Raw genomic sequence first — 19,033 nt, forward strand, 5'->3', positions numbered from 1 at the left:
CCGGGGGAACCCGCCCCGGCGAACGGGAGCCTCAGAGGCGACCCTTGGAGAGGCTGGCTTAGAGGCATCCTTCGCTATTGCCATCTGCCATTGAGCGGACTTTCGCTATATTAGAAAATTTTAACCAAAAGACATCTTGCCAGCCGAGCGGCACAAGGAGTTATGATTCACGTCAACAATCCAGCGAGCATTCCGGCCATCCCGGATGCTGTGCGGAAGAATTTTGCAGAATACCGAGCCTTGCATGCCGAGCCGTCTGAGCCCCGATGATCAGCAACGTGTCGATGAGTACCTGAGTGCCCCGCAGCATCAGGTGGAGCGCCAGCCGTTCCACCCATGGCGCCTCGCATTGATCGTGCTGACCGTGATCGTCGGTCTGGGCCTGCTGAGCCGTATTCTGGGTCGCCTGGTGCTATGAGCTGCCTCGCGCTCGCCCCCGCGACCCCTGCCCCGGTTTTTTCTGGCCTTATGAGACTCTAAACATGACTCATCGCATCGTAATCGTCGGCGGCGGCGCCGGCGGCCTGGAACTCGCCACCCGCCTCGGCAAAAGCATGGGCAGGAACTTTCAGGCAAAGATCACCCTGGTCGACGCCAACATGACCCACCTGTGGAAACCGCTGCTGCACGAAGTTGCTGCCGGCTCGCTGAACTCGACCGGCGACGAACTGAACTACGTGGCCCAGGCCAAGTGGAACAACTTCGAATTCCAGTACGGCCGCATGTGCGGGCTTGACCGGACCAACAAGCGCATCCGCCTGGCGGCCCTGCCGGCTCTGGACGACCGCGCCCCTCTGCCTGAGCGTGAACTGAGCTACGACACCCTGATCCTTTCCGTCGGCAGCACCACCAACGATTTCGGCACCCCGGGCGCCGCCGAGCATTGCATCTTCCTGGAGAGCCGCGATCAGGCCGAACGCTTCCGCCGCCTGCTGCTCAGCCATTATCTGCGCGCCCATGCCAGTGATGCCAGCGGCCACCAGGTCAATGTCGCCATCGTCGGCGCCGGCGCCACAGGGGTCGAACTGGCCGCCGAACTGCGCCACGCCTCCGAACAGCTGGTCGCCTACGGCCTGGAGCGCATTCCCCCGGAAAACCTGAGCATCACACTGATCGAGTCCAGCCCGCGCGTGCTGGCCGCCCTCCCCGAACGCATCAGCCGCTCGGCGCACGCCACCCTGGAGAGCCTCGGCGCTCGCGTGCTCACCAGCACCGCCGTCAGTGAAGTCACCGCCGAAGGACTGCGCACCAAGGACGACCAGTTCATTCCTGCCGACCTCATGGTCTGGGCGGCAGGCGTTCGCGCGCCCGCCTTCCTCAAGGATCTGGATGGCCTGGAAACCAACCGCATCAACCAGCTGATGGTGCGCCCGACTCTGCAGACCACCCTCGACGATGACATCTTCGCCTTCGGCGACTGTGCCGCCTGCCCGCAGCCGGGCACCGACCGCACCGTGCCGCCGCGCGCCCAGGCTGCCCACCAACAGGCTTCACTGCTGGCCAAGTCGCTCTATCGCAAGCTCCAGGAAGACAAACCCCTGCTCGAGTACCGCTACAGCGACCATGGTTCGCTGATCTCCCTCTCGAGCTTCTCGGCGATCGGCAACCTGATGGGCAACCTGACCGGCGACGTGACCCTGGAAGGCTGGCTGGCCCGCAAGTTCTACATCTCGCTGTACCGGATGCACCAGATGGCGCTGTACGGCACCTTCCGCACCCTGATGATGATGCTGGGCGACCGCTTCCGCAGCAGCACCGAACCCCGCCTCAAACTCCACTGACCCCTCCTCCCTGCGAGCGCCAGCCCGCTCGCAGGGCTCCCCCCACCATACCGTCACGGCAGACGACAGGCCCCCCTGTCATCGACTATTTCGGCGAGCCGTACAACCCAAAGCCAGGACGAACGAAAACGCACCGGAAGGAAACCCTCAGGCGTTCAGCGAATAATAAATAGTGGAGAAAGAAAGGCTTTGTGAACATGCGTAAGCATGGAATGTAGAGATGGTGGGTCGTGTAGGATTCGAACCTACGACCAATTGGTTAAAAGCCAACTGCTCTACCGACTGAGCTAACGACCCACACATGAAGAGATGGTCGGGGTAGAGAGATTCGAACTCCCGACATCCTGCTCCCAAAGCAGGCGCGCTACCGGACTGCGCTATACCCCGTCTGAAAGCTGGCTCCGCGACCTGGACTCGAACCAGGGACCCAATGATTAACAGTCATTTGCTCTACCGACTGAGCTATCGCGGAACTTTCATCACTTCTGACTTGCAGCGAATCAGGAATACCATCTCCGTTGCAGTGGCGCGCATTTTACGGCTCCAGGCGGCCCTGTCAACCCTTGAAAATGCTTTTTATAGCAAACACTTATTTTCGCCCTCTCTCGACTGGGGAGAGAATCGAGGGACGGGAATTCAGCCGAAGATGATCTCGTTGCCTTTCACCCGGGCGGAGATCTTCGTGCCGGGAGCGAACTGACCGGCGAGAATCTGCTGCGCCAGCGGGTTCTCGATCCAGCGCTGGATCGCCCGCTTGAGCGGCCGGGCCCCATAGACCGGGTCGTAGCCGACAGCGATCAGCTTGCCCAGCGCCTCGTCGGAGAGTTCCAGGCTCAGCTCGCGCTCAGCCAGACGTCGGTGCAGGCGCTTCAACTGAATCTCGGCGATACCGGCGATCTGTTCGCGGGCCAGTGGGTCGAACACCACTACCTCGTCGATGCGGTTGATGAATTCCGGCCGGAAGTGATGGCTCACCGCATCCATCACCGCCGCCCGCTGAGCCTCGCGATCGCCGGCCAGCTCCTGGATCTGCACTGAACCGAGATTGGAGGTCATCACCACCACGGTGTTTTTGAAGTCCACGGTGCGCCCGTGGCTGTCGGTCAGACGACCGTCCTCCAGCACCTGCAGAAGGATGTTGAACACGTCGGCATGGGCCTTCTCCACTTCGTCCATCAGCACCACCGAGTAGGGTTTGCGGCGCACCGCCTCGGTCAGGTAGCCGCCCTCCTCGTAACCGACGTACCCCGGAGGGGCGCCGATCAGCCGGGCCACCGAGTGCTTCTCCATGAACTCGGACATGTCGATGCGCACCAGCGCCTCCTCGGTATCGAAGAGGAACTCGGCCAGCGCCTTGCACAGCTCGGTCTTGCCCACCCCGGTCGGGCCGAGGAAGAGGAAGGAGCCGCTCGGCCGGTTCGGGTCGGCGAGCCCGGCGCGGGAACGCCGCACCGCATTGGCCACGGCGACTACTGCTTCGTGCTGGCCGATCACCCGCTGGTGCAGCAGCTCCTCCATCCTCAGCAGCTTCTCGCGCTCGCCCTCGAGCATCTTGGCCACCGGGATACCGGTCCACTTGGACACCACCTCGGCGATCTCCTCGTCGGTGACGCGGTTGCGCAGCAGCTGGTTCTCCCGCGGCTCGCCGCTGTCGGCGGCAGCCAGCTTGCGCTCCAGCTCGGGAATCAGCCCGTACTGCAGCTCGGCCATGCGGTTCAGATCACCCTTGCGCCGCGCCGCCTCCAGGTCCAGCTTGGCCTGCTCCAGTTGCTGCTGGATCTGCGCCGAACCCTGCACCTCGGCCTTCTCCGATTTCCAGATCTCCTCAAGGTCGGCGTACTCGTGCTCGAGCTTGGCGATGTCCTCTTCCAGCTTGGCCAGACGCTTCTTGGTTGCCTCGTCAGTCTCCTTCTTCAGCGCCTCGCGCTCGATCTTCAGTTGGATCAGACGGCGCTCGAGGCGGTCCAGCGCCTCGGGCTTGGAGTCGATCTCCATGCGGATGCGGCTGGCCGCCTCGTCGATCAGGTCGATGGCCTTGTCCGGCAGCTGGCGGTCGGTGATGTAGCGGTGCGACAGCTTGGCTGCGGCGATGATGGCGCCGTCGGTGATGGTCACTCCGTGGTGCACCTCGTAGCGCTCCTTCAGGCCACGCAGGATGGCGATGGTGTCCTCCTCGTTCGGCTCGTCCACCAGTACCTTCTGGAAGCGCCGCTCCAGCGCGGCGTCCTTCTCGATGTACTGGCGGTACTCGTCGAGGGTGGTGGCGCCGACGCAGTGCAGTTCACCGCGCGCCAGGGCGGGTTTCAGCATATTGCCGGCATCCATGGCGCCCTCGGCCTTGCCGGCGCCGACCATGGTGTGCAACTCGTCGATGAACAGGATGACCCGCCCCTCCTGTTTGCCCAGCTCGTTGAGCACCGCCTTCAGGCGCTCCTCGAACTCGCCGCGAAACTTGGCGCCAGCGATCAGCGCCCCCATGTCCAGGGCTAGCAGGCGCTTGTCCCTGAGGCCGTCCGGCACTTCGCCATTGATGATCCGCTGGGCCAGGCCCTCGACGATGGCGGTCTTGCCGACACCAGGCTCGCCAATCAGCACCGGGTTGTTCTTGGTCCGGCGCTGCAGCACCTGAATGGTGCGGCGGATCTCATCGTCACGACCGATCACCGGGTCGAGCTTGCCGTCCTCGGCACGTTCGGTCATGTCGATGCAGTACTTGTCCAGGGCCTGGCGGGACTCCTCGGCGTTCGGGTCGTTCACCGTCTGGCCGCCGCGCAGGTTGTTGACGGCGTTTTCGATAGCCTTTTTCGACACACCCTGGTCGAGCAACAACTTGCCCAGGCGGGTGCTGCCGTCCAGTGCGGCGAGCAGCACCAACTCGCTGGAGATGAACTGGTCGCCCTTCTGCTGGGCCAGGCGGTCGGCCTGATTGAGTAGGCGCGCCAGATCCTGGGACAGATTCATATCGCCGGTAGGGTTCTGCAGCTTGGGCAACTGGTCCAGCGACTGACTCAGCGCCTGGCGCAGGCCGTTGATGTCGAAGCCGACTTGCATCAGGAGCGACTTGATCGAGCCACCCTGCTGATCGAGCAGCGCCTGCATCAGGTGCAGCGGCTCGATGGCGGCATGGTCGAAGCCGACCGCCACGGACTGGGCATCGGACAGGGCAAGTTGCAATTTGCTGGTCAATCGGTCGATTCGCATGAGGTCATCCTTCCTATAAGGAGCAGGCCGGCGCGCTGGAGGCGCCTGCAGCCCGGAGGGCCTGCCGAGATGAAGCATAGATAAGGATGATTAGCGGAGATTCAAGGCCGCGGAATTGATCCGCGTCAGCAGCCGGGCCGATGGACGCAGAGGATGGGCGCAATGTGCCTACTCCCGCCATGAGAACTGGCCATCAAGAGGCGGTCAGCCAGACCAGACTGGCAAAGCGACCAGTGTGCGGAGCGCGGCGATAGGAGTAGAAGCGCGCATCATGGAAAGTGCAGAAGCCGCCGCCATATACGGCCTCGACGCCGCGAGCGGCCAGGCGGATGCGCGCAAGCCGGTAGAGGTCGGCCATGAAGCGACCCGGGTTGCGGCTTGGCACGAAAGCCGTCGCCGCCTGCGAATGCTGCTCGAGGAAGGCCTCGCGCACCTCGGGGCCGATCTCGAAGGCCGCTGGACCGATGGCCGGGCCGAGCCAGACCAGCACCTCCTGCGGTGCCACGGCCAAGGCGTCCAGGGTTGCTTCCAGCACGCCACCGGCCAGCCCGCGCCAGCCGGCATGGGCTGCCGCTACACGGCTGCCGGTGCGGTCGCAGAACAGCACCGGCAGGCAGTCGGCGGTGAGGATCGCGCAGGCGATGCCAGCCCGGTCCGTCCAACTGGCATCGGCCTCGGGCATCAGCGCCGGATCGGCCGGCGCCACTGCCATGCCATGCACCTGACGCAGCCAGGCCGGCGCGCAACCGAGGTCGGCTTGCAGACGCCGGCGATTCTCCGCAACGGCCGCAGGCTCGTCCCCGACATGCTCGCCGAGGTTGAAACCTTCGAAGGGCGCGGCGCTGACGCCGCCCTCGCGGGTCGTCACGCTGGCCCGCACCCGCGAGGACGCCGGCCAGTCCGGTGTCAGCCAGGCACTCATCCGACGAACGCCTGGCTGTCCTGGCGCAGCAGCGTCAGCAGCCAGACCAAATCGTCCGGCAGTGACGCCTCCCATTTCAGGCGCTCGCCGCTGAGCGGATGATCCAGTTCGAGAAAGCGCGCGTGCAGCGCCTGGCGCGGGAACTCCTTGAGTGCCTGCACCAGGGTCGGGCTGGCCGCCGGCGGAATACGAAAACGCCCGCCATAGACCGGATCGCCTACCAGCGGGTAGCCGATGTGCGCCATGTGTACGCGGATCTGGTGGGTGCGCCCGGTCTCCAGCTTGATGCGGGTATGGGTATGCGTGCGGAAGCGCTCGAGCACGCGATAGTGGCTGACCGCTGGCTTGCCCCCCTCGACCACCGCCATGCGCTGACGCTGCTGGCCGTGACGGCCGATGGGCGCATCGACGGTACTGCCGGCGGTAATCACGCCGACCACGATGGCCTCGTAGATGCGGCTGACACTGCGCGCCTGCAGTTGCTCGACCAGCCGGGTCTGCGCCTGCAGGGTCTTGGCCACCACCATCAGGCCGGTGGTGTCCTTGTCCAGGCGATGGACGATGCCGGCGCGCGGCACCTTGACCAGCCCCGGCACATGATGCAGCAGCGCATTGAGCAGGGTGCCGTCGGCATGTCCGGCGGCCGGATGCACGACCAGCCCGGCCGGCTTGTTCAGCACCAGGATCTGTTCGTCCTCGTGGACGATGTCCAGCTCGATGGCCTGCGCGACCCATTCACCCTGCGCCTGCTGTTCGGCATCCAGCTCGAGCAGGGCGCCGCCATGCACGATGTCACGGGGGCGCAGCACGGCGCCGTCCACGGTCAGGCGCCCGTCCTTGATCCAGGCGGCCAGGCGCGAGCGCGAATGCTCGGCGAAAAGTTGTGCGGCGACCTGGTCAAGGCGCTGGCCGCCCAGCTCGAAGGGGACTTCGGCGCGAAGTCGGATGGCCTGATCGTTGTGTATTGACATGCTCGGCAACGGCGGGGCACGGCCTTTGGTTTCGGCCATGCGCTTGTGGTTAAATACGGCCCATCTGCCCCGGCTCACGCGGGGCGCCCATCATAACAGGACGGCCCGGCCCCCGACAGCCGCCGTCACAGGGACGCACAGCCTTCATGCACCTGAAACACCTGCTGTTGATCGCCACGCTCGTTCTCGTCGCTGCCTGCGGATCGAAAAAGGAGAAGGAGGATGTCGTCGACGAGAACCTGAGCGAGACCGAGCTGTACCAGCAGGCCCAGAATGATCTCAACAACGAGAACTACAGCGCCGCGACCAACAAGCTGAAGGCCCTGGAATCCCGCTATCCGTTCGGCCGCTACGCCGAGCAGGCGCAGCTCGAACTGATCTACGCCTACTACAAGACCCAGGAGACGGAAGCCTCGCGCTCGGCCGCCGAGCGCTTCATCCGCCTGCATCCGCAGCACCCCAACGTCGACTACGCCTACTACCTCAAGGGCCTGGCCTCCTTCGACCGGGATCGAGGCCTGCTGTCGCGTTTCCTGCCGCTGGACATGACCAAGCGCGACCCGGGCGCGGCACGCGACTCCTTCAACGAGTTCGCCCAGCTCACCAGCCGCTTCCCGAACAGCCGCTATGCGCCGGACGCCAAGGCGCGCATGGTCTACCTGCGCAACCTGCTGGCCGCCTACGAGATTCACGTCGCCCACTACTACCTGAAACGCGAAGCCTATGTCGCCGCCGCCAACCGCGGCCGCTACGTGGTGGAGAACCTCCAGGAAACGCCCGCGGTGGGCGACGGCCTGGCGGTGATGGTCGAGGCCTACCAGCGTCTCACCCTGGACGAACTGGCCGCCACCAGCCTGGAAACCCTGAAGCTGAACTACCCGGATCATCCGAGCCTGCAGAACGGCCAGTTCGTGCCGCTGGAGGAAGAGGACGACAACCGCTCTTGGCTGGGCAAGGCCACCTTGGGCCTGATCGAAAGCAAGCCCCCGCTGCCCCCAGGCGAGACCCGCGCCAATCAGGACATTCGCCGCATGTACGAAGAGGCCAGGCAGGATATCCGCGTCGACCTGAAACAGGGAGAGGAGACTCCGGAAGACGTCGAGGCCGCCGATCGCAAGCCCAAGCGCGCCTGGTGGAACCCCCTCCGCCTGCTCGACTGAGCCAAGGCATAAACAAGAAGGGGGCCCCGAGGGCTCCCTTTCTTTTTGTGTGTCTACTTGGGGTAGTCCGGTGACAGCATCCGCGGAAACCGCCGGATGGGGACAAAAGCCCCGCTACCCTTCCCCTCCATCAATCCCCCAGCCGCCAGCCGGAGGTGATCGGATAGCGCCGGTCCCGGCCGAAGCCGCGCTGGGTCACCCGCACCCCGACGGCCGCCTGACGCCGCTTGTACTCGTTGAGGTCAACCAGGCGCAGCACCCGCTTGACGGTATCCTCGTCGAAACCCTCGGCGATGATCGCGCTGGCCGAGAGGTCGTACTCGACGTACAGCTTGAGGATCTCGTCGAGCACCGGATAGGGCGGCAACGAGTCCTCGTCCTTCTGGCCGGGAGCCAATTCGGCCGACGGCGGACGGTCGATGACCCGCTGGGGGATCACCGCCTCCAGGCTGTTGCGATAGTCGCAGAGGCGGAACACCAGGGTCTTGGGCACGTCCTTGAGCACGTCGAAACCGCCGGCCATGTCACCGTAGAGGGTCGCATAGCCCACCGCCATCTCGCTCTTGTTGCCGGTGGTCAGCACCAGATAGCCCTTCTTGTTGGAGATGGCCATCAGCAGGGTGCCACGGCAGCGCGCCTGCAGGTTCTCCTCGGTGATGTCCCGGCCGAGCCCCTCGAACACCGGCGCCAGGGTGTCCATGAAGGCCTCGACCATCGGCGCGATCGGCAGCACCCGGTAGGTCACGCCCAGAGCGCGGGCTTCCGCCTCGGCGTCCTCGAGGCTCATCTGCGCTGTGTAGTGGTAGGGCATCATCACTGCCTCGACCCGCTCCGCACCGAGCGCATCCACCGCCACGGCCAGGGTCAGCGCCGAATCGATACCGCCGGACAGCCCCAGAATCACCCCCTTGAAGCCGTTCTTGCGCACATAGTCGCGCACCCCCAGCACCAGCGCCTGGTAGACGCTCGCCTCCAGCTCGGGCAGCGGCGCACAGCTGGCGGCACACGGCAGTACCGCCCCGTTATCGCCGATGTTCAGATCGACCGGATAGAGCCCCTCGGCGAGGGCCGGCGCACGCTGGACGACCTGACCGTCCGCCGCGACCACGCAGGAGCCGCCGTCGAAGACCAGCTCGTCCTGGCCGCCGACCTGGTTGACGTAGACCACCGGCATGCCACCCTCGGTTGCCCGGGCGGTAAGGACTTCCTCGCGCTCGCGCTGCTTGTCCAGGTGGAAGGGCGAGGCATTTAGGCTGAGCATCAGCCGCGCGCCAGCCTCTTTCGCCTGGCGCATGGGGCCGGGAAACCAGATGTCCTCGCAGATCGACAGGGCCACCGGCACGCCCTTGATGTCCAGCAGGCAGGCCTCGCTGCCCGGCTCGAAGTAGCGGCGCTCGTCGAACACCCGGTAGTTCGGCAGATGCTGCTTGCAGTAGCGCGCCAGCAGCTCGCCATCGGCGATCACCGCGGCGGCGTTGAAACGTTTCCCGTCCTCCAGCCAGGGGTAGCCGAGCACTAGATAGATGCCCCGCACCTCATCCTTGAGTCGCTGCAAGCCTTGCTCGATACGCAACTGCATGCTCGAGCGCAGCAGCAGGTCCTCCGGCGGGTAGCCGCACAGCGCCAGCTCGGGAAACACGATGACATCCGCGTCCCAGTCGTCGCGGGCGCTGCAGGCCGCCTCGACGATGCGCTCGACATTGCCGTGCACATCGCCGACGCGCAGATTCAGTTGGGCCATCACGACCCGCAGGGTTTGGCTCATGGCCGTCTCCACCGATGAATGTGACGTGCCCGGCATACACACGGGCGCGCTCCGAAAAAATCCATTCTCCCGCATCGACACCTGCGGAAACAACGCGCGAAGCCCCCTGGCGGGCAAACCGGAAAACCCCGCACGAGCCATGCCGACCGGCGCACGGAAGCTGGCAACGGCATGGCCCCAGGAAACCCCGGCTTGCTAAAATGCCGGCCTTCTTTCGAGTAGAGCACTCCATGGGCCTGTTTCGTCTGCTGTTCTGGATTCTCGTCATCATCGCCGTCATCTGGCTCTGGCGCCGGCTGACGCGCCCCGCCCCGCGCCCAGTCGCCAAGCCCGACCCCGAAGCGCCCAAGCCCATGGTGCGCTGCGCCCATTGCGGCGTGCACCTGCCGCGCGAAGAGGCTTTGGCCGACGGCCGCCTCTGGTACTGCAGCCAGGCGCATCTGACCCAGGGCCCGCGACACGGTGAGCGCTGACCCCCTACCGCTGGGCGGCACCCAGGGCGGCAACGTCCTGCGCCTGTACCACCTGTACCGGCTGGTCATCGGCCTACTGCTGGTGCTGCTGATCTCCAGCAATCTGGACGAGCGGCTGCTGCAGGTCGCCCACCCGGAGCTGTTCCACCACGGCAGCTGGTTCTACCTGATCCTTAACATCCTGGTCGCCGTCCTGGTGCACCACCCCAAGCCGCTGCAGATCTTCAGCCTGGCGCTGGTCGACGTGATCCTGCTCTCTGGCCTGCTCTACACCGCCGGCGGTCCGTCCAGCGGCATCGGCAATCTGATCATCGTTTCTGTGGCCGTCGCCAACATCCTCCTGCGTGGACGGATCGGCCTATCGATCGCGGCCGTCGCGGCCAGCGGCCTGGTCTACATGACCCTCTACCTGGGCCTCAACCGCCCCTCCGCAGCCACCCAGTACGTGCATGCGGGAGCACTCGGCTCGCTGTGCTTCGCCGCCGCGCTGCTCGTCCAGAGCCTGACCCGCCGCCTGCAGCGCAGCGAATCCCTGGCCGAACGACGCGCCGCCGAAGTCGCCGATCTGCAGGCCTTGAACGCGCAGATCCTGGAGCGCATGCGGACCGGCATCCTGGTGCTCGACCAGCAGCAGGAGGTGCTGCTGGCCAACCAGAGCGCCTTCACCCTGCTGGGCAACCCCACACTGGTCGGACAGCCGCTCGCCCCCCACTGTCCGGAGCTGGTCGAACGCCTGCGGCAGTGGCAGCAGAACCCGACCCTGCGCCCGCAGGATCTGCACACCCTGCCCCACGGCCCGCTGGTGCAGCCGAACTTCGTCCCTCTCAAGCGGAGCGGACGGCAGAGCATCCTGGTCTTCCTCGAAGACATCTCACAGATCGCCCAACAGGCCCAGCAGCTCAAGCTGGCCTCGCTCGGCCGTCTGACCGCCGGCATCGCCCACGAGATCCGCAATCCGCTCGGTGCCATCAGCCACGCCGCGCAGCTACTGCAGGAGTCCGACGGACTCGACGGCTCCGACCGGCGTCTGGCGCAGATCATCCAGGACCAGTCGCGGCGCATGAACCTGGTGATCGAGAACGTGCTGCAGCTGTCGCGCCGGCGCCAGGCACAGCCGCAGCTGCTCGACCTGAAATATTGGCTGCACCGCTTCGCCGGCGAATACCGCGCCTCGGCGGCGCCGAGCCAGATCCTGCATCTGGAGATCCAGGACGGCTCCCTGAAGACCCGCATGGACTCGAACCAGCTCATCCAGATCCTCAACAACCTGGTGCAGAACGGCCTGCGCTACAGCGCCCAATGCCATCCGCAGGGGCAGGTCTGGCTCAGGCTGTTCCGCGCCTCGGAAAGCGACCTGCCGGTACTCGAGGTGCGCGACGATGGCCCCGGCGTGCCCGCCGAGCAGATCGAGCATATCTTCGAACCCTTCTTCACCACTGAAAGCAAGGGCACCGGACTGGGCCTGTACATTTCCCGCGAGCTGTGCGAGAGCAACCAGGCCCGTCTCGACTACCGCGCAGGTGAAGGCGGCTGCTTCCGCATCACCTTCGCCCACCCGCGCAAACTGAGCTAGACATGCCACGGATGTTCCCCCCCTCCCCCCTGCGAATCCTTACTACCTGCAACCGAGTCCGAGCATGAGCGCCCGACAGAAAGCCCTGATCGTCGACGACGAGCCCGATATCCGCGAACTGCTGGAAATCACTCTGGGCCGGATGAAACTCGACACCCGCAGCGCACGCAATCTCCAGGAAGCGCGCGATTGGCTGGGGCGCGAGCGCTTCGACCTGTGTCTGACCGACATGTGCCTGCCAGACGGCAGCGGCCTGGAGCTGGTGCAGTACATCCAGCAGCGCCATGCGCAGGTCCCGGTCGCCATGATCACCGCCTACGGCAGCCTGGACACCGCGGTCAATGCCCTCAAGGCCGGCGCCTTCGATTTCCTGACCAAGCCGGTCGACCTCGCCCGCCTGCGCGAACTGGTCGCCACCGCCCTGCGCCTGCATGCGCCAGCCGGCGAGGAGGAGCCGGTGGACAGCCGGCTGATCGGCGATTCGCCGCCGATGCGTACCCTGCGCAAGCAGATCGCCAAGCTGGCGCGCAGCCAGGCGCCGGTCTACATCAGTGGCGAGTCCGGCAGCGGCAAGGAAGTGGTGGCTTGCCTGATCCACGAGCAGGGCCCGCGCGCCGGGCAGCCCTTTGTTCCGGTGAACTGCGGCGCGATTCCCTCGGAGCTGATGGAAAGCGAGTTCTTCGGCCATCGCAAAGGCAGCTTCACTGGCGCCATCGAGGACAAACTGGGGCTGTTCCAGGCCGCCAGCGGCGGCACCCTGTTCCTCGACGAAGTGGCCGACCTGCCGCTGCCGATGCAGGTCAAGCTGCTGCGTGCCATCCAGGAAAAGGCCGTGCGTGCGGTCGGCGGCCAGCAGGAGGTGATGGTGGACGTGCGCATCCTCAGCGCGACCCACAAGGACCTGGCTGTCGAGGTCGCTGCCGGCCGTTTCCGCCAGGACCTCTACTACCGCCTGAACGTCATCGAGCTGCGTGCTCCGCCGCTACGCGAGCGCCGCGAGGACATTCCGGCGCTGGTGGCGATCATGCTGGCGCGCCTGGCGGAAGAAGCCGGCCTGCCGCCCGCTCGACTCAGCGAGGAAGCCCGGGAAAAACTCGGGAGCTACCGCTTCCCAGGCAACGTGCGCGAGTTGGAGAACATGCTGGAACGGGCCTATACCCTCTGCGAGGACGACCTGATCCAGGCCCGCGACCTGCGCCTCTGCGACACCCCGAGCCCAGGCGTAAGCGGCGAGGCGTCGCTGGCAGGCATCGACAACCTCGAGGACTACCTGGAGGAGCTCGAGCGCCGGCTGATCATGCAGGCCCTCGAGGAAGCCCGCTGGAACCGCACCGCCGCCGCCCAGCGCCTGGGCCTGACCTTCCGCTCCATGCGCTACCGCCTGAAGAAGCTGGGCATCGACTGAGGCTGGGCGCCATCGGGCACACCTCGAAGGCCCTTGCCACGTCCGGCGGGTTGCAACCCGCCGGACGCATCGCCGCCATGGGGATACCCCGTAGGGCGGGTGCAACCCGCCATACTGCCAAGGCCGGACTCAGCGCTGGCCGATCCGCCCGGCCGGCGCATAGGGCGCCGGATCGACGATCGGCTCGCGCTCCAGCAACAGGTCGGCGAGCAGTTGGCAGGACGCCGGCGCCAGCACCAGCCCGTTGCGGAAATGCCCGCAGTTCAGCCACAGCCCCTCGAAGCCTGGCACCGGGCCGATATAGGGAATGCCCTCGGGAGAACCCGGCCGCAGTCCCGCCCACTGCTTGACCATCTCGGCGCTGGCCAGCGCCGGCAGCAGCGCCTCGGCGGACGCCTTGAGGCTTTCCAAGGCCGCCCCGGTGGGCGTCTTGTCGAAGCCGACGTCCTCCAGGGTGCTGCCCACCAGAATGTGCCCGTCCCGCCGCGGAATCGCGTAGCGTCCGTCGGCCATCACCATCCGCGGCAGGAAATCCTCGGCGCACTTGTAGAGGATCATCTGGCCCTTCATCGGCTTGACCGGCAGCTCCAGCCCCAGGGTGGCCAGCAACTCGCCGCTCCAGGCGCCGGCCGCGACCACCACACGGTCGGCACGCAGCTCGCCGGAGGCCGTGCGCACCCCGACCACCCGCTCGCCCTCGCGGACGAAGCCGGTCACCGCAGTATTTTCCTGAATGGTCACATTGGGCATGCGCAGCAGCGCCTCATGCAGTGACGCGAGCAGCCGCGGATTGCGCACGTTGGCCACATCCGACATGAACAGGGCCCGCGAAAAGCCCGGTCCCAATGCCGGCACCGCCTGGTGGACGGATTCGATATCCACGGCTTCCAGTGGCCGTCCCTCCTGCGCCGCCCAGGCCAGCGCCTCGGCCTCGTCCTCCAGATCCAGCCAGTAGAGGCCGGTGACATGCACCTCGGGATCGATGCCGGTCTCCTGCCGCAGACGCTCGCCCAGGGCCGGATAGAAGTCCTGCGACCAGTGCGCCAGCGCTGTTACCGCCGGGCTGTAGCGCCAGGGATAGAGCGGCGACACGATGCCGCCACCGGCCCAGGAGGACTCCCGGCCGAGCGGGCTCTGGTCCAGCAGATGGACCTCCAGTCCGGCCTCCGCCAACCGATGAGCCGACAACATACCGATGGCACCACCACCAACCACCAGGACTCGCATCATCTTCTCCCCAAAGAAAACGGGCCTTAAATCGGCTCGTTATACGCCTGCAGGGAGCTGCATGCCAGGGCTTATCCGGCCATGCGCCTGCCGCCATGGGCAAAAAGTGCCGCCTGCTCGGCATACCACCGGTATGCCACTTTGTATGCTGCACGGCCGGCATGAAGCCGAAATCCAGGGAAGGAAACAATGCGAATCATCCAGCGACGGCACGTACAGGGCTTCACTTTGGGCGAAGCCCTCACCTCGACGGCCATCCTCGGCATATTGCTGAGCCTGGCTGTTCCTGCCTTTACCCACCTGACCCTGAACAGTCAGAAGAACAGCGCGGCACAGCAGGTCAGGTCCCTGCTGAGCCATGCCAGAAGCATTGCCGTCACCATGAAGAAAACCACTTCCCTATGCGGCAGCCAGGATGGCCACAGCTGCGCCAAGACCAGCGCCAGCTTCTTCATCGTCTTCATTGACCACAACCTGAATGGCCAGGCCGATCCCGGAGAGCTCGTCCGCCAGGAGCCGGTACCGCCGGGTACCCGATATCAGGTAAATGCATCCAGCCTCTACAGTATCCGCTTTCGTCCGAACGGCACGGCGAGCAGCTACGGCAGCATTGCACTCTGCCCCTCGGCCGACAACAGATATGCCGCCAGGCTGATCGTCAGCAGCATGGGCAGGGTACGCAGTGCCCGGGACAGCAATGGCGACGGCGTGGTCGAGGGAGCGGACGGCAAGCCGCAGAGCTGTCCGGCCTGATCGGCGGAAAAGGGCCCACCCGTGCGGACGGCACAGGGAGTGCCGCCGTATCGAGGCCTATTTGGCGTACCAGTAGGCGCGCTTGCGGTTGTTGCTCAACTCGATTTCCGGAATGGACGGGTCGAAGGTCGTGGGTCCCGAGCCACCGATGATGAAGGGCACCGTCTCCTCCCCGATGTTGACCAGCCCTGTCACCGGCGAAGGCGGCAGGCCACCCCCGACGAACTTGGTGAAGTCCAGCTTGCCAGTATTGAAGTCGAGCGTATAAGCCAGGGCGATGCCGAGGTCGGCAGTACAGGAGTTCGCCTTGGGCACATCGGGATAGTTGGTCCCGAAATAGGTTTTGCCGGCCACGGTGACCGGCGCATTGACGCCTTTTTCTCCGGCATTGGGAAGGTTGATGTAATAACCCTGGACAGTATCGGCCGTGGCATCGAAGGACTGGGTCTGGTCGGGGTTGGCGACCAGGTTGTCATGGGTCAGGGCAGTAAAACCGGTGGTCATGACTGAACCGATCTGCTTGTCCTTGATCATGTAGATCCGGTTTTGCACGTTGTAGGCCACTCCCGCAGTCGTATCAGTGGTGTAGAGCGGATGCTCACGATCACCGGATACCGCCATGACGGCGTCGAATTCATTGGTGGTAATCACGTCCGGAGCGAAGAGGAATTTTCGCGCATCGTTTCCCGTGCCACCCAGCGCCGCCAGCTTGGTGATTTTCCAGTCACTGGGCGTGGATGCCAAACCGAAGCCATGCGGGTCGAGATCGACACGCCAGATATTGCCCCCCACATCCGCGGCGTAGACCCGGTCGACGTAGCCGTCCGAGTTGCGGTCGACCAGGCTGACGTCGGCAGCCACGGCATCGGTCGGCGCGTCGGTCGAGACGCAAACCCCGTCGCTCGCCAGATTGACGCCCGTGCAGCTGGCGAGAGCTGCCCAGACTACCTTGCCGGTCACGGCATCCAGGATCAGCACGCCACGTCCCATGGAGTCGGCTTTCACTACCGGATCGGCATCCTGCTCCGGCGCATAGCCGGCGCCCATGATCAGCACCGGATCGGTACGGCTGCTCAGCACCGCCACCTTTGGCTGCGACCAGGTCTGTCCCAGCTCCTTGATGTCCGCACTGGTCTTTTTCCAGAGGTATTTCGGCGTCTTCGGATCGGTCACATCGAGGGCGTAGATCAGGCGCCCCCCCCGCCGTGCGGTCAGATAGATATAGGTCTTGTCTTTGGTGGACGCCGTCGTGTTCGTGCGCGTGTCGCGCAGGACGGTGGTCGAGCCGTCGAAGAAGTAGTCCTTGGGCTGCTTGTTCACATCCATGACCCCGGCGATATCGATCAGCGGCATGTTCTGGAACAGTCGCTTGAACTTGCCGTGGAACTCGGGCGCGATGAAACCCCAGAGCTCGCCTCCTGCCCGGACGCCGTCGATGGACGACTTCTGGTTGCCGTTCACCGCCCGAAAGATGCCGTCGTTGGCGCCATAGAACACCACCACGCCCGTATCGCCGCCATAGTTGATGACCGCCGGCCTGGAGTGCAGCACATCCCCGTGCAAGGACGGACGCACGGTGACAGCCCCTCCGGGCCCGGCCATGTCCTCGTTGCCGGCGACATCCCAGCCCCGCACCCAGTTGATCAGGTTGCTCGCGCTCAACGCGGGCTCGATGGTACAGCTGACATTGGCTCCCGATAGGGTTATCGCCGGGCTGTCCCATTTGAAGGTGAAGGTATTGGCCGTCGCCCCAGTGACGATCATGGTTCTGCTACCGCTAGTCGGGAGACCGGACAAACCATATACGATGGCGCTATCGGAAATACCGGTACAACTTTTGAGCATGACCGAATCGCCGACGCTCAGGCCATGAGCCGTGGCACCCGTATTGACGGTCACGCTGCGATCGGCTTTATGAAATAGCGTTCCGCTCGGAATCGAATAGGTCGAGCTAGTCTGCAAGTTGCTGAGGGTGAAGGTGAAAGTATTCCCCAGGACGCTGTCCACGGCGCAGCCCGTAGGTAAATTGCATCGGGCGTGCAAAACCTCCATTAAACTGTTCGCGACAGTATCTCCAGAGGTCAAGGTAACGTCATTCGAGTAGGGAACGCTGAACGTGCAGCTCTTGCTCTTATCCGTATTGCATGTCACTTCCTGGGTCGTCGTGAAATCGACCCCCGCCGTGAGACTGCCCGGATAGGAAGTACCCGCCCCCGCGCCGAACAGGGCGAGAGCATTCGTCATCAGTGTGGAGTTATCCGTGGAAAACTCGGTCAATCCCGAGCCGCATCCATCTATGCTGTTGCAGGTCAGCAGGTTGCGCCCGTTGTCGTTGCTGCTATCGGCGTAGGTAGCTGTCAGGTTGTCGGCACGCGCCATCTGCGCGGCACCGCCCTTCTCGACCAGGTCGCCATCCGGCGAATCGAATTGCAGGCCTTCTCCGGAGGGGCTGTTGATCCAGAAACCGGTGGTTGGCCAGCCTGTCACGCCGGGCGTGTTGGTCGTCCAGAAGCTGACCGCCTCGGGCGAAATGGCACCCGTCGTCGGGTTGGTCTTCGAGGTGACGGCCCCGGCATCGGGGTTTTCCGTGGAGTCGGTCAGGACGATGTTATTGCCGGAGTCCAGGCCCAGCTGATACTGCTTCAGGTTCCCGTACCAGCGCGGACTGGCATTACCGTCCGGACGGAACATGGCTACGAACACCTGGTTGAGATAGGTGCCCTGGGTGTTCGCCGTCACCGGCAACGTGGCGGAAGCGAAGACACTGTTCTTGGCCTGCACGTCGTTGAATACGGCGAACAAGGCATTGGAGAGACCATCGGTGTCCTTGACGTCGACCAGGAAACTCTTGCCCCCGCCTTGCTTGGCCATCTCGGCGTAGTAGTTGATCGTGCTCTGGGCCTGGGCCTGGTTGGCCAGGTCGCTCACCGAAATGGTGTAGGTCGTGACGTTCCTGTCGGCGGCGGTACTGTCGATCACCGAGACCCGCTTCATGAAGCGGGCCCATTCGTCAGCCCAGTACTTGTTGTTGGTATTGCCCGAAGTATTCAGCAGGGGCACCGCAATCGGCTTGCTGAACAGGGAATATTCGTTGGAGCCGGAGGCATAGCCGAAAACCTCGCTCAGCTCCTTCTTGAGAAAGACATCGGCATCTCCGCCATCGCCCGGGTTGCTGTTGGTGAAGGCGTTGCCGATATAGATCAGCACCGCATCGCGGCATTGCGTCGCTACTTCGGCAAGATCGGAATAATCCCTGCCAGAACAGGAAGTGCTTCTGCCATTCAGCGCGGCCCAGGCTTCGGCCATGGTCGCGCCTACTGCCACGCTATTGGTCTTGATAGTGTCTGAGCCGGTGTCCTTGAACGCCTTGATCTTTGCGATCAGCGTGTCGAGACCTTCCTTGTCCACCAGCTGGGGAGCATGCACCAGATAACCGCACTGCCCATTGCCGCTCTTGAAGTCGTTCTTGTTGAAGACCATCAGGCCAATCCTGATCATGCCCAGCAGGTTCGGATCGCTGCGCAGAGCATGCAAGGCATTGACCATCGCGCACTGTTCCATGCCCGCAGCCGTCGCGGTCCCCAAGCTTGGCGCACCGCTGCCGTCAGCGTACTGACTGCAGATCTCCTCGGCGCTGGCACTGTTGTTGGCCGCATTGTCCCAGACCAGCAGGACTGTCGGCACGTTGCCGCCCGCCGGGTTGATGCCAGTGTAGATATCGATGTCCTGCGCGAAAGCAGTGTGGCTGCACAGCAGCATCGGCAGAACCGCCGCAGCACGCCAGATTGAAAACCTCTTCACG

Annotated in this window: 13 protein-coding genes and 3 tRNA genes; 7 read left to right on the forward strand and 9 right to left on the reverse strand. The window is 64.6% G+C overall.

Annotation, left to right across the window (positions count from 1 at the left end; all coding sequences use genetic code 11):
* Window positions 1-244 precede the first annotated feature (244 nt).
* Together ACYVD0_RS01185 and ACYVD0_RS01190 are read left to right on the forward strand one after the other, a co-directional pair.
* The gene (locus ACYVD0_RS01185) at window positions 245-418 is read left to right on the forward strand and encodes a DUF3094 domain-containing protein (protein ID WP_460425085.1); all 174 of its coding nucleotides are present in this window, start codon (window positions 245-247) and stop codon (window positions 416-418) included.
* Between the two features lie 64 nt (window positions 419-482).
* A complete protein-coding gene (locus ACYVD0_RS01190; RefSeq protein WP_460425086.1) occupies window positions 483-1,781 on the forward strand; it encodes an NAD(P)/FAD-dependent oxidoreductase in 1,299 nt (432 codons plus the stop codon).
* A gap of 221 nt (window positions 1,782-2,002) precedes the next feature.
* Here ACYVD0_RS01190 and ACYVD0_RS01195 read toward each other — a convergent pair.
* The 6 genes from ACYVD0_RS01195 to rluD form a co-directional block, all read right to left on the reverse strand.
* Window positions 2,003-2,078: transfer RNA gene (locus tag ACYVD0_RS01195), tRNA-Lys, on the reverse strand.
* Between the two features lie 13 nt (window positions 2,079-2,091).
* Window positions 2,092-2,168: transfer RNA gene (locus tag ACYVD0_RS01200), tRNA-Pro, on the reverse strand.
* A gap of 9 nt (window positions 2,169-2,177) precedes the next feature.
* Window positions 2,178-2,253 (reverse strand) — tRNA-Asn (locus ACYVD0_RS01205).
* 164 nt (window positions 2,254-2,417) lie between these two features.
* Window positions 2,418-4,982 carry an ATP-dependent Clp protease ATP-binding subunit gene (clpB, locus tag ACYVD0_RS01210; protein ID WP_460425087.1) on the reverse strand — a complete coding sequence of 855 codons (2,565 nt, stop codon included), beginning with the start codon at window positions 4,980-4,982 and terminating at the stop codon, window positions 2,418-2,420.
* A 193-nt stretch (window positions 4,983-5,175) separates the two neighbouring features.
* Window positions 5,176-5,904, reverse strand: a complete 729-nt coding sequence (pgeF, locus tag ACYVD0_RS01215; protein WP_460425088.1) for a purine nucleoside phosphorylase YfiH/LACC1 family protein — start codon at window positions 5,902-5,904, stop codon at window positions 5,176-5,178.
* Window positions 5,901-6,875 (reverse strand): 23S rRNA pseudouridine(1911/1915/1917) synthase RluD, encoded by a 975-nt coding sequence (gene rluD, locus ACYVD0_RS01220; RefSeq protein WP_460425181.1) that lies wholly within the window; start codon window positions 6,873-6,875, stop codon window positions 5,901-5,903. The genes pgeF and rluD overlap by 4 nt, the downstream gene beginning before the upstream one ends.
* Window positions 6,876-7,021: 146 nt before the next feature.
* On the opposite strand from rluD, the gene ACYVD0_RS01225 reads away from it, so the two are divergent.
* Window positions 7,022-8,035 (forward strand): outer membrane protein assembly factor BamD, encoded by a 1,014-nt coding sequence (locus ACYVD0_RS01225; RefSeq protein ID WP_460425089.1) that lies wholly within the window; start codon window positions 7,022-7,024, stop codon window positions 8,033-8,035.
* Between the two features lie 130 nt (window positions 8,036-8,165).
* On the opposite strand, the gene ACYVD0_RS01230 is transcribed toward ACYVD0_RS01225, so the two are convergent.
* Window positions 8,166-9,800, reverse strand: coding sequence for a glutamine-dependent NAD(+) synthetase (locus tag ACYVD0_RS01230; protein WP_460425090.1), 1,635 nt, complete (start codon window positions 9,798-9,800; stop codon window positions 8,166-8,168).
* Between the two features lie 230 nt (window positions 9,801-10,030).
* Here ACYVD0_RS01230 and ACYVD0_RS01235 point away from each other — a divergent pair, with 230 nt between their 5' ends.
* The 3 genes from ACYVD0_RS01235 to ACYVD0_RS01245 all read left to right on the forward strand — a co-directional run bounded on the left by ACYVD0_RS01235 (window position 10,031) and on the right by ACYVD0_RS01245 (window position 13,251).
* The gene (locus ACYVD0_RS01235; RefSeq protein ID WP_460425091.1) at window positions 10,031-10,273 is read left to right on the forward strand and encodes a PP0621 family protein; all 243 of its coding nucleotides are present in this window, start codon (window positions 10,031-10,033) and stop codon (window positions 10,271-10,273) included.
* Window positions 10,263-11,846 carry a sensor histidine kinase gene (locus ACYVD0_RS01240; RefSeq protein WP_460425092.1) on the forward strand — a complete coding sequence of 528 codons (1,584 nt, stop codon included), beginning with the start codon at window positions 10,263-10,265 and terminating at the stop codon, window positions 11,844-11,846. The genes ACYVD0_RS01235 and ACYVD0_RS01240 overlap by 11 nt, the downstream gene beginning before the upstream one ends.
* Before the next feature lie 64 nt (window positions 11,847-11,910).
* Window positions 11,911-13,251, forward strand: a complete 1,341-nt coding sequence (locus ACYVD0_RS01245; RefSeq protein ID WP_460425093.1) for a sigma-54-dependent transcriptional regulator — start codon at window positions 11,911-11,913, stop codon at window positions 13,249-13,251.
* A gap of 129 nt (window positions 13,252-13,380) precedes the next feature.
* Here the strand turns inward: ACYVD0_RS01245 and thiO are convergent, their stop codons facing one another.
* Entirely contained in the window at window positions 13,381-14,478 is a 1,098-nt protein-coding gene (gene thiO, locus ACYVD0_RS01250) for an NAD(P)/FAD-dependent oxidoreductase (RefSeq protein WP_460425094.1), read from the reverse strand.
* 189 nt (window positions 14,479-14,667) lie between these two features.
* Between thiO and ACYVD0_RS01255 the strand changes: the two genes are divergently transcribed.
* Entirely contained in the window at window positions 14,668-15,231 is a 564-nt protein-coding gene (locus tag ACYVD0_RS01255) for a GspH/FimT family pseudopilin (RefSeq protein WP_460425095.1), read from the forward strand.
* 57 nt (window positions 15,232-15,288) lie between these two features.
* Here the strand turns inward: ACYVD0_RS01255 and ACYVD0_RS01260 are convergent, their stop codons facing one another.
* Window positions 15,289-19,032 carry a pilus assembly protein gene (locus ACYVD0_RS01260; protein WP_460425096.1) on the reverse strand — a complete coding sequence of 1,248 codons (3,744 nt, stop codon included), beginning with the start codon at window positions 19,030-19,032 and terminating at the stop codon, window positions 15,289-15,291.
* Window position 19,033: the final 1 nt, after the last annotated feature.

The sequence above is a fragment of the Azotobacter armeniacus genome (assembly GCF_054779355.1).

Coding starts and splice junctions, on each gene's coding strand:
- ACYVD0_RS01185 (WP_460425085.1), top strand. CDS start 245: ATGCCGAGCCGTCTGAGCCCCGATGATCAGCAACGTGTCGATGAGTAC.
- ACYVD0_RS01190 (WP_460425086.1), top strand. CDS start 483: ATGACTCATCGCATCGTAATCGTCGGCGGCGGCGCCGGCGGCCTGGAA.
- clpB (WP_460425087.1), bottom strand. CDS start 4,982: ATGCGAATCGACCGATTGACCAGCAAATTGCAACTTGCCCTGTCCGAT.
- pgeF (WP_460425088.1), bottom strand. CDS start 5,904: ATGAGTGCCTGGCTGACACCGGACTGGCCGGCGTCCTCGCGGGTGCGG.
- rluD (WP_460425181.1), bottom strand. CDS start 6,875: ATGTCAATACACAACGATCAGGCCATCCGACTTCGCGCCGAAGTCCCC.
- ACYVD0_RS01225 (WP_460425089.1), top strand. CDS start 7,022: ATGCACCTGAAACACCTGCTGTTGATCGCCACGCTCGTTCTCGTCGCT.
- ACYVD0_RS01230 (WP_460425090.1), bottom strand. CDS start 9,800: ATGAGCCAAACCCTGCGGGTCGTGATGGCCCAACTGAATCTGCGCGTC.
- ACYVD0_RS01235 (WP_460425091.1), top strand. CDS start 10,031: ATGGGCCTGTTTCGTCTGCTGTTCTGGATTCTCGTCATCATCGCCGTC.
- ACYVD0_RS01245 (WP_460425093.1), top strand. CDS start 11,911: ATGAGCGCCCGACAGAAAGCCCTGATCGTCGACGACGAGCCCGATATC.
- thiO (WP_460425094.1), bottom strand. CDS start 14,478: ATGCGAGTCCTGGTGGTTGGTGGTGGTGCCATCGGTATGTTGTCGGCT.
- ACYVD0_RS01255 (WP_460425095.1), top strand. CDS start 14,668: ATGCGAATCATCCAGCGACGGCACGTACAGGGCTTCACTTTGGGCGAA.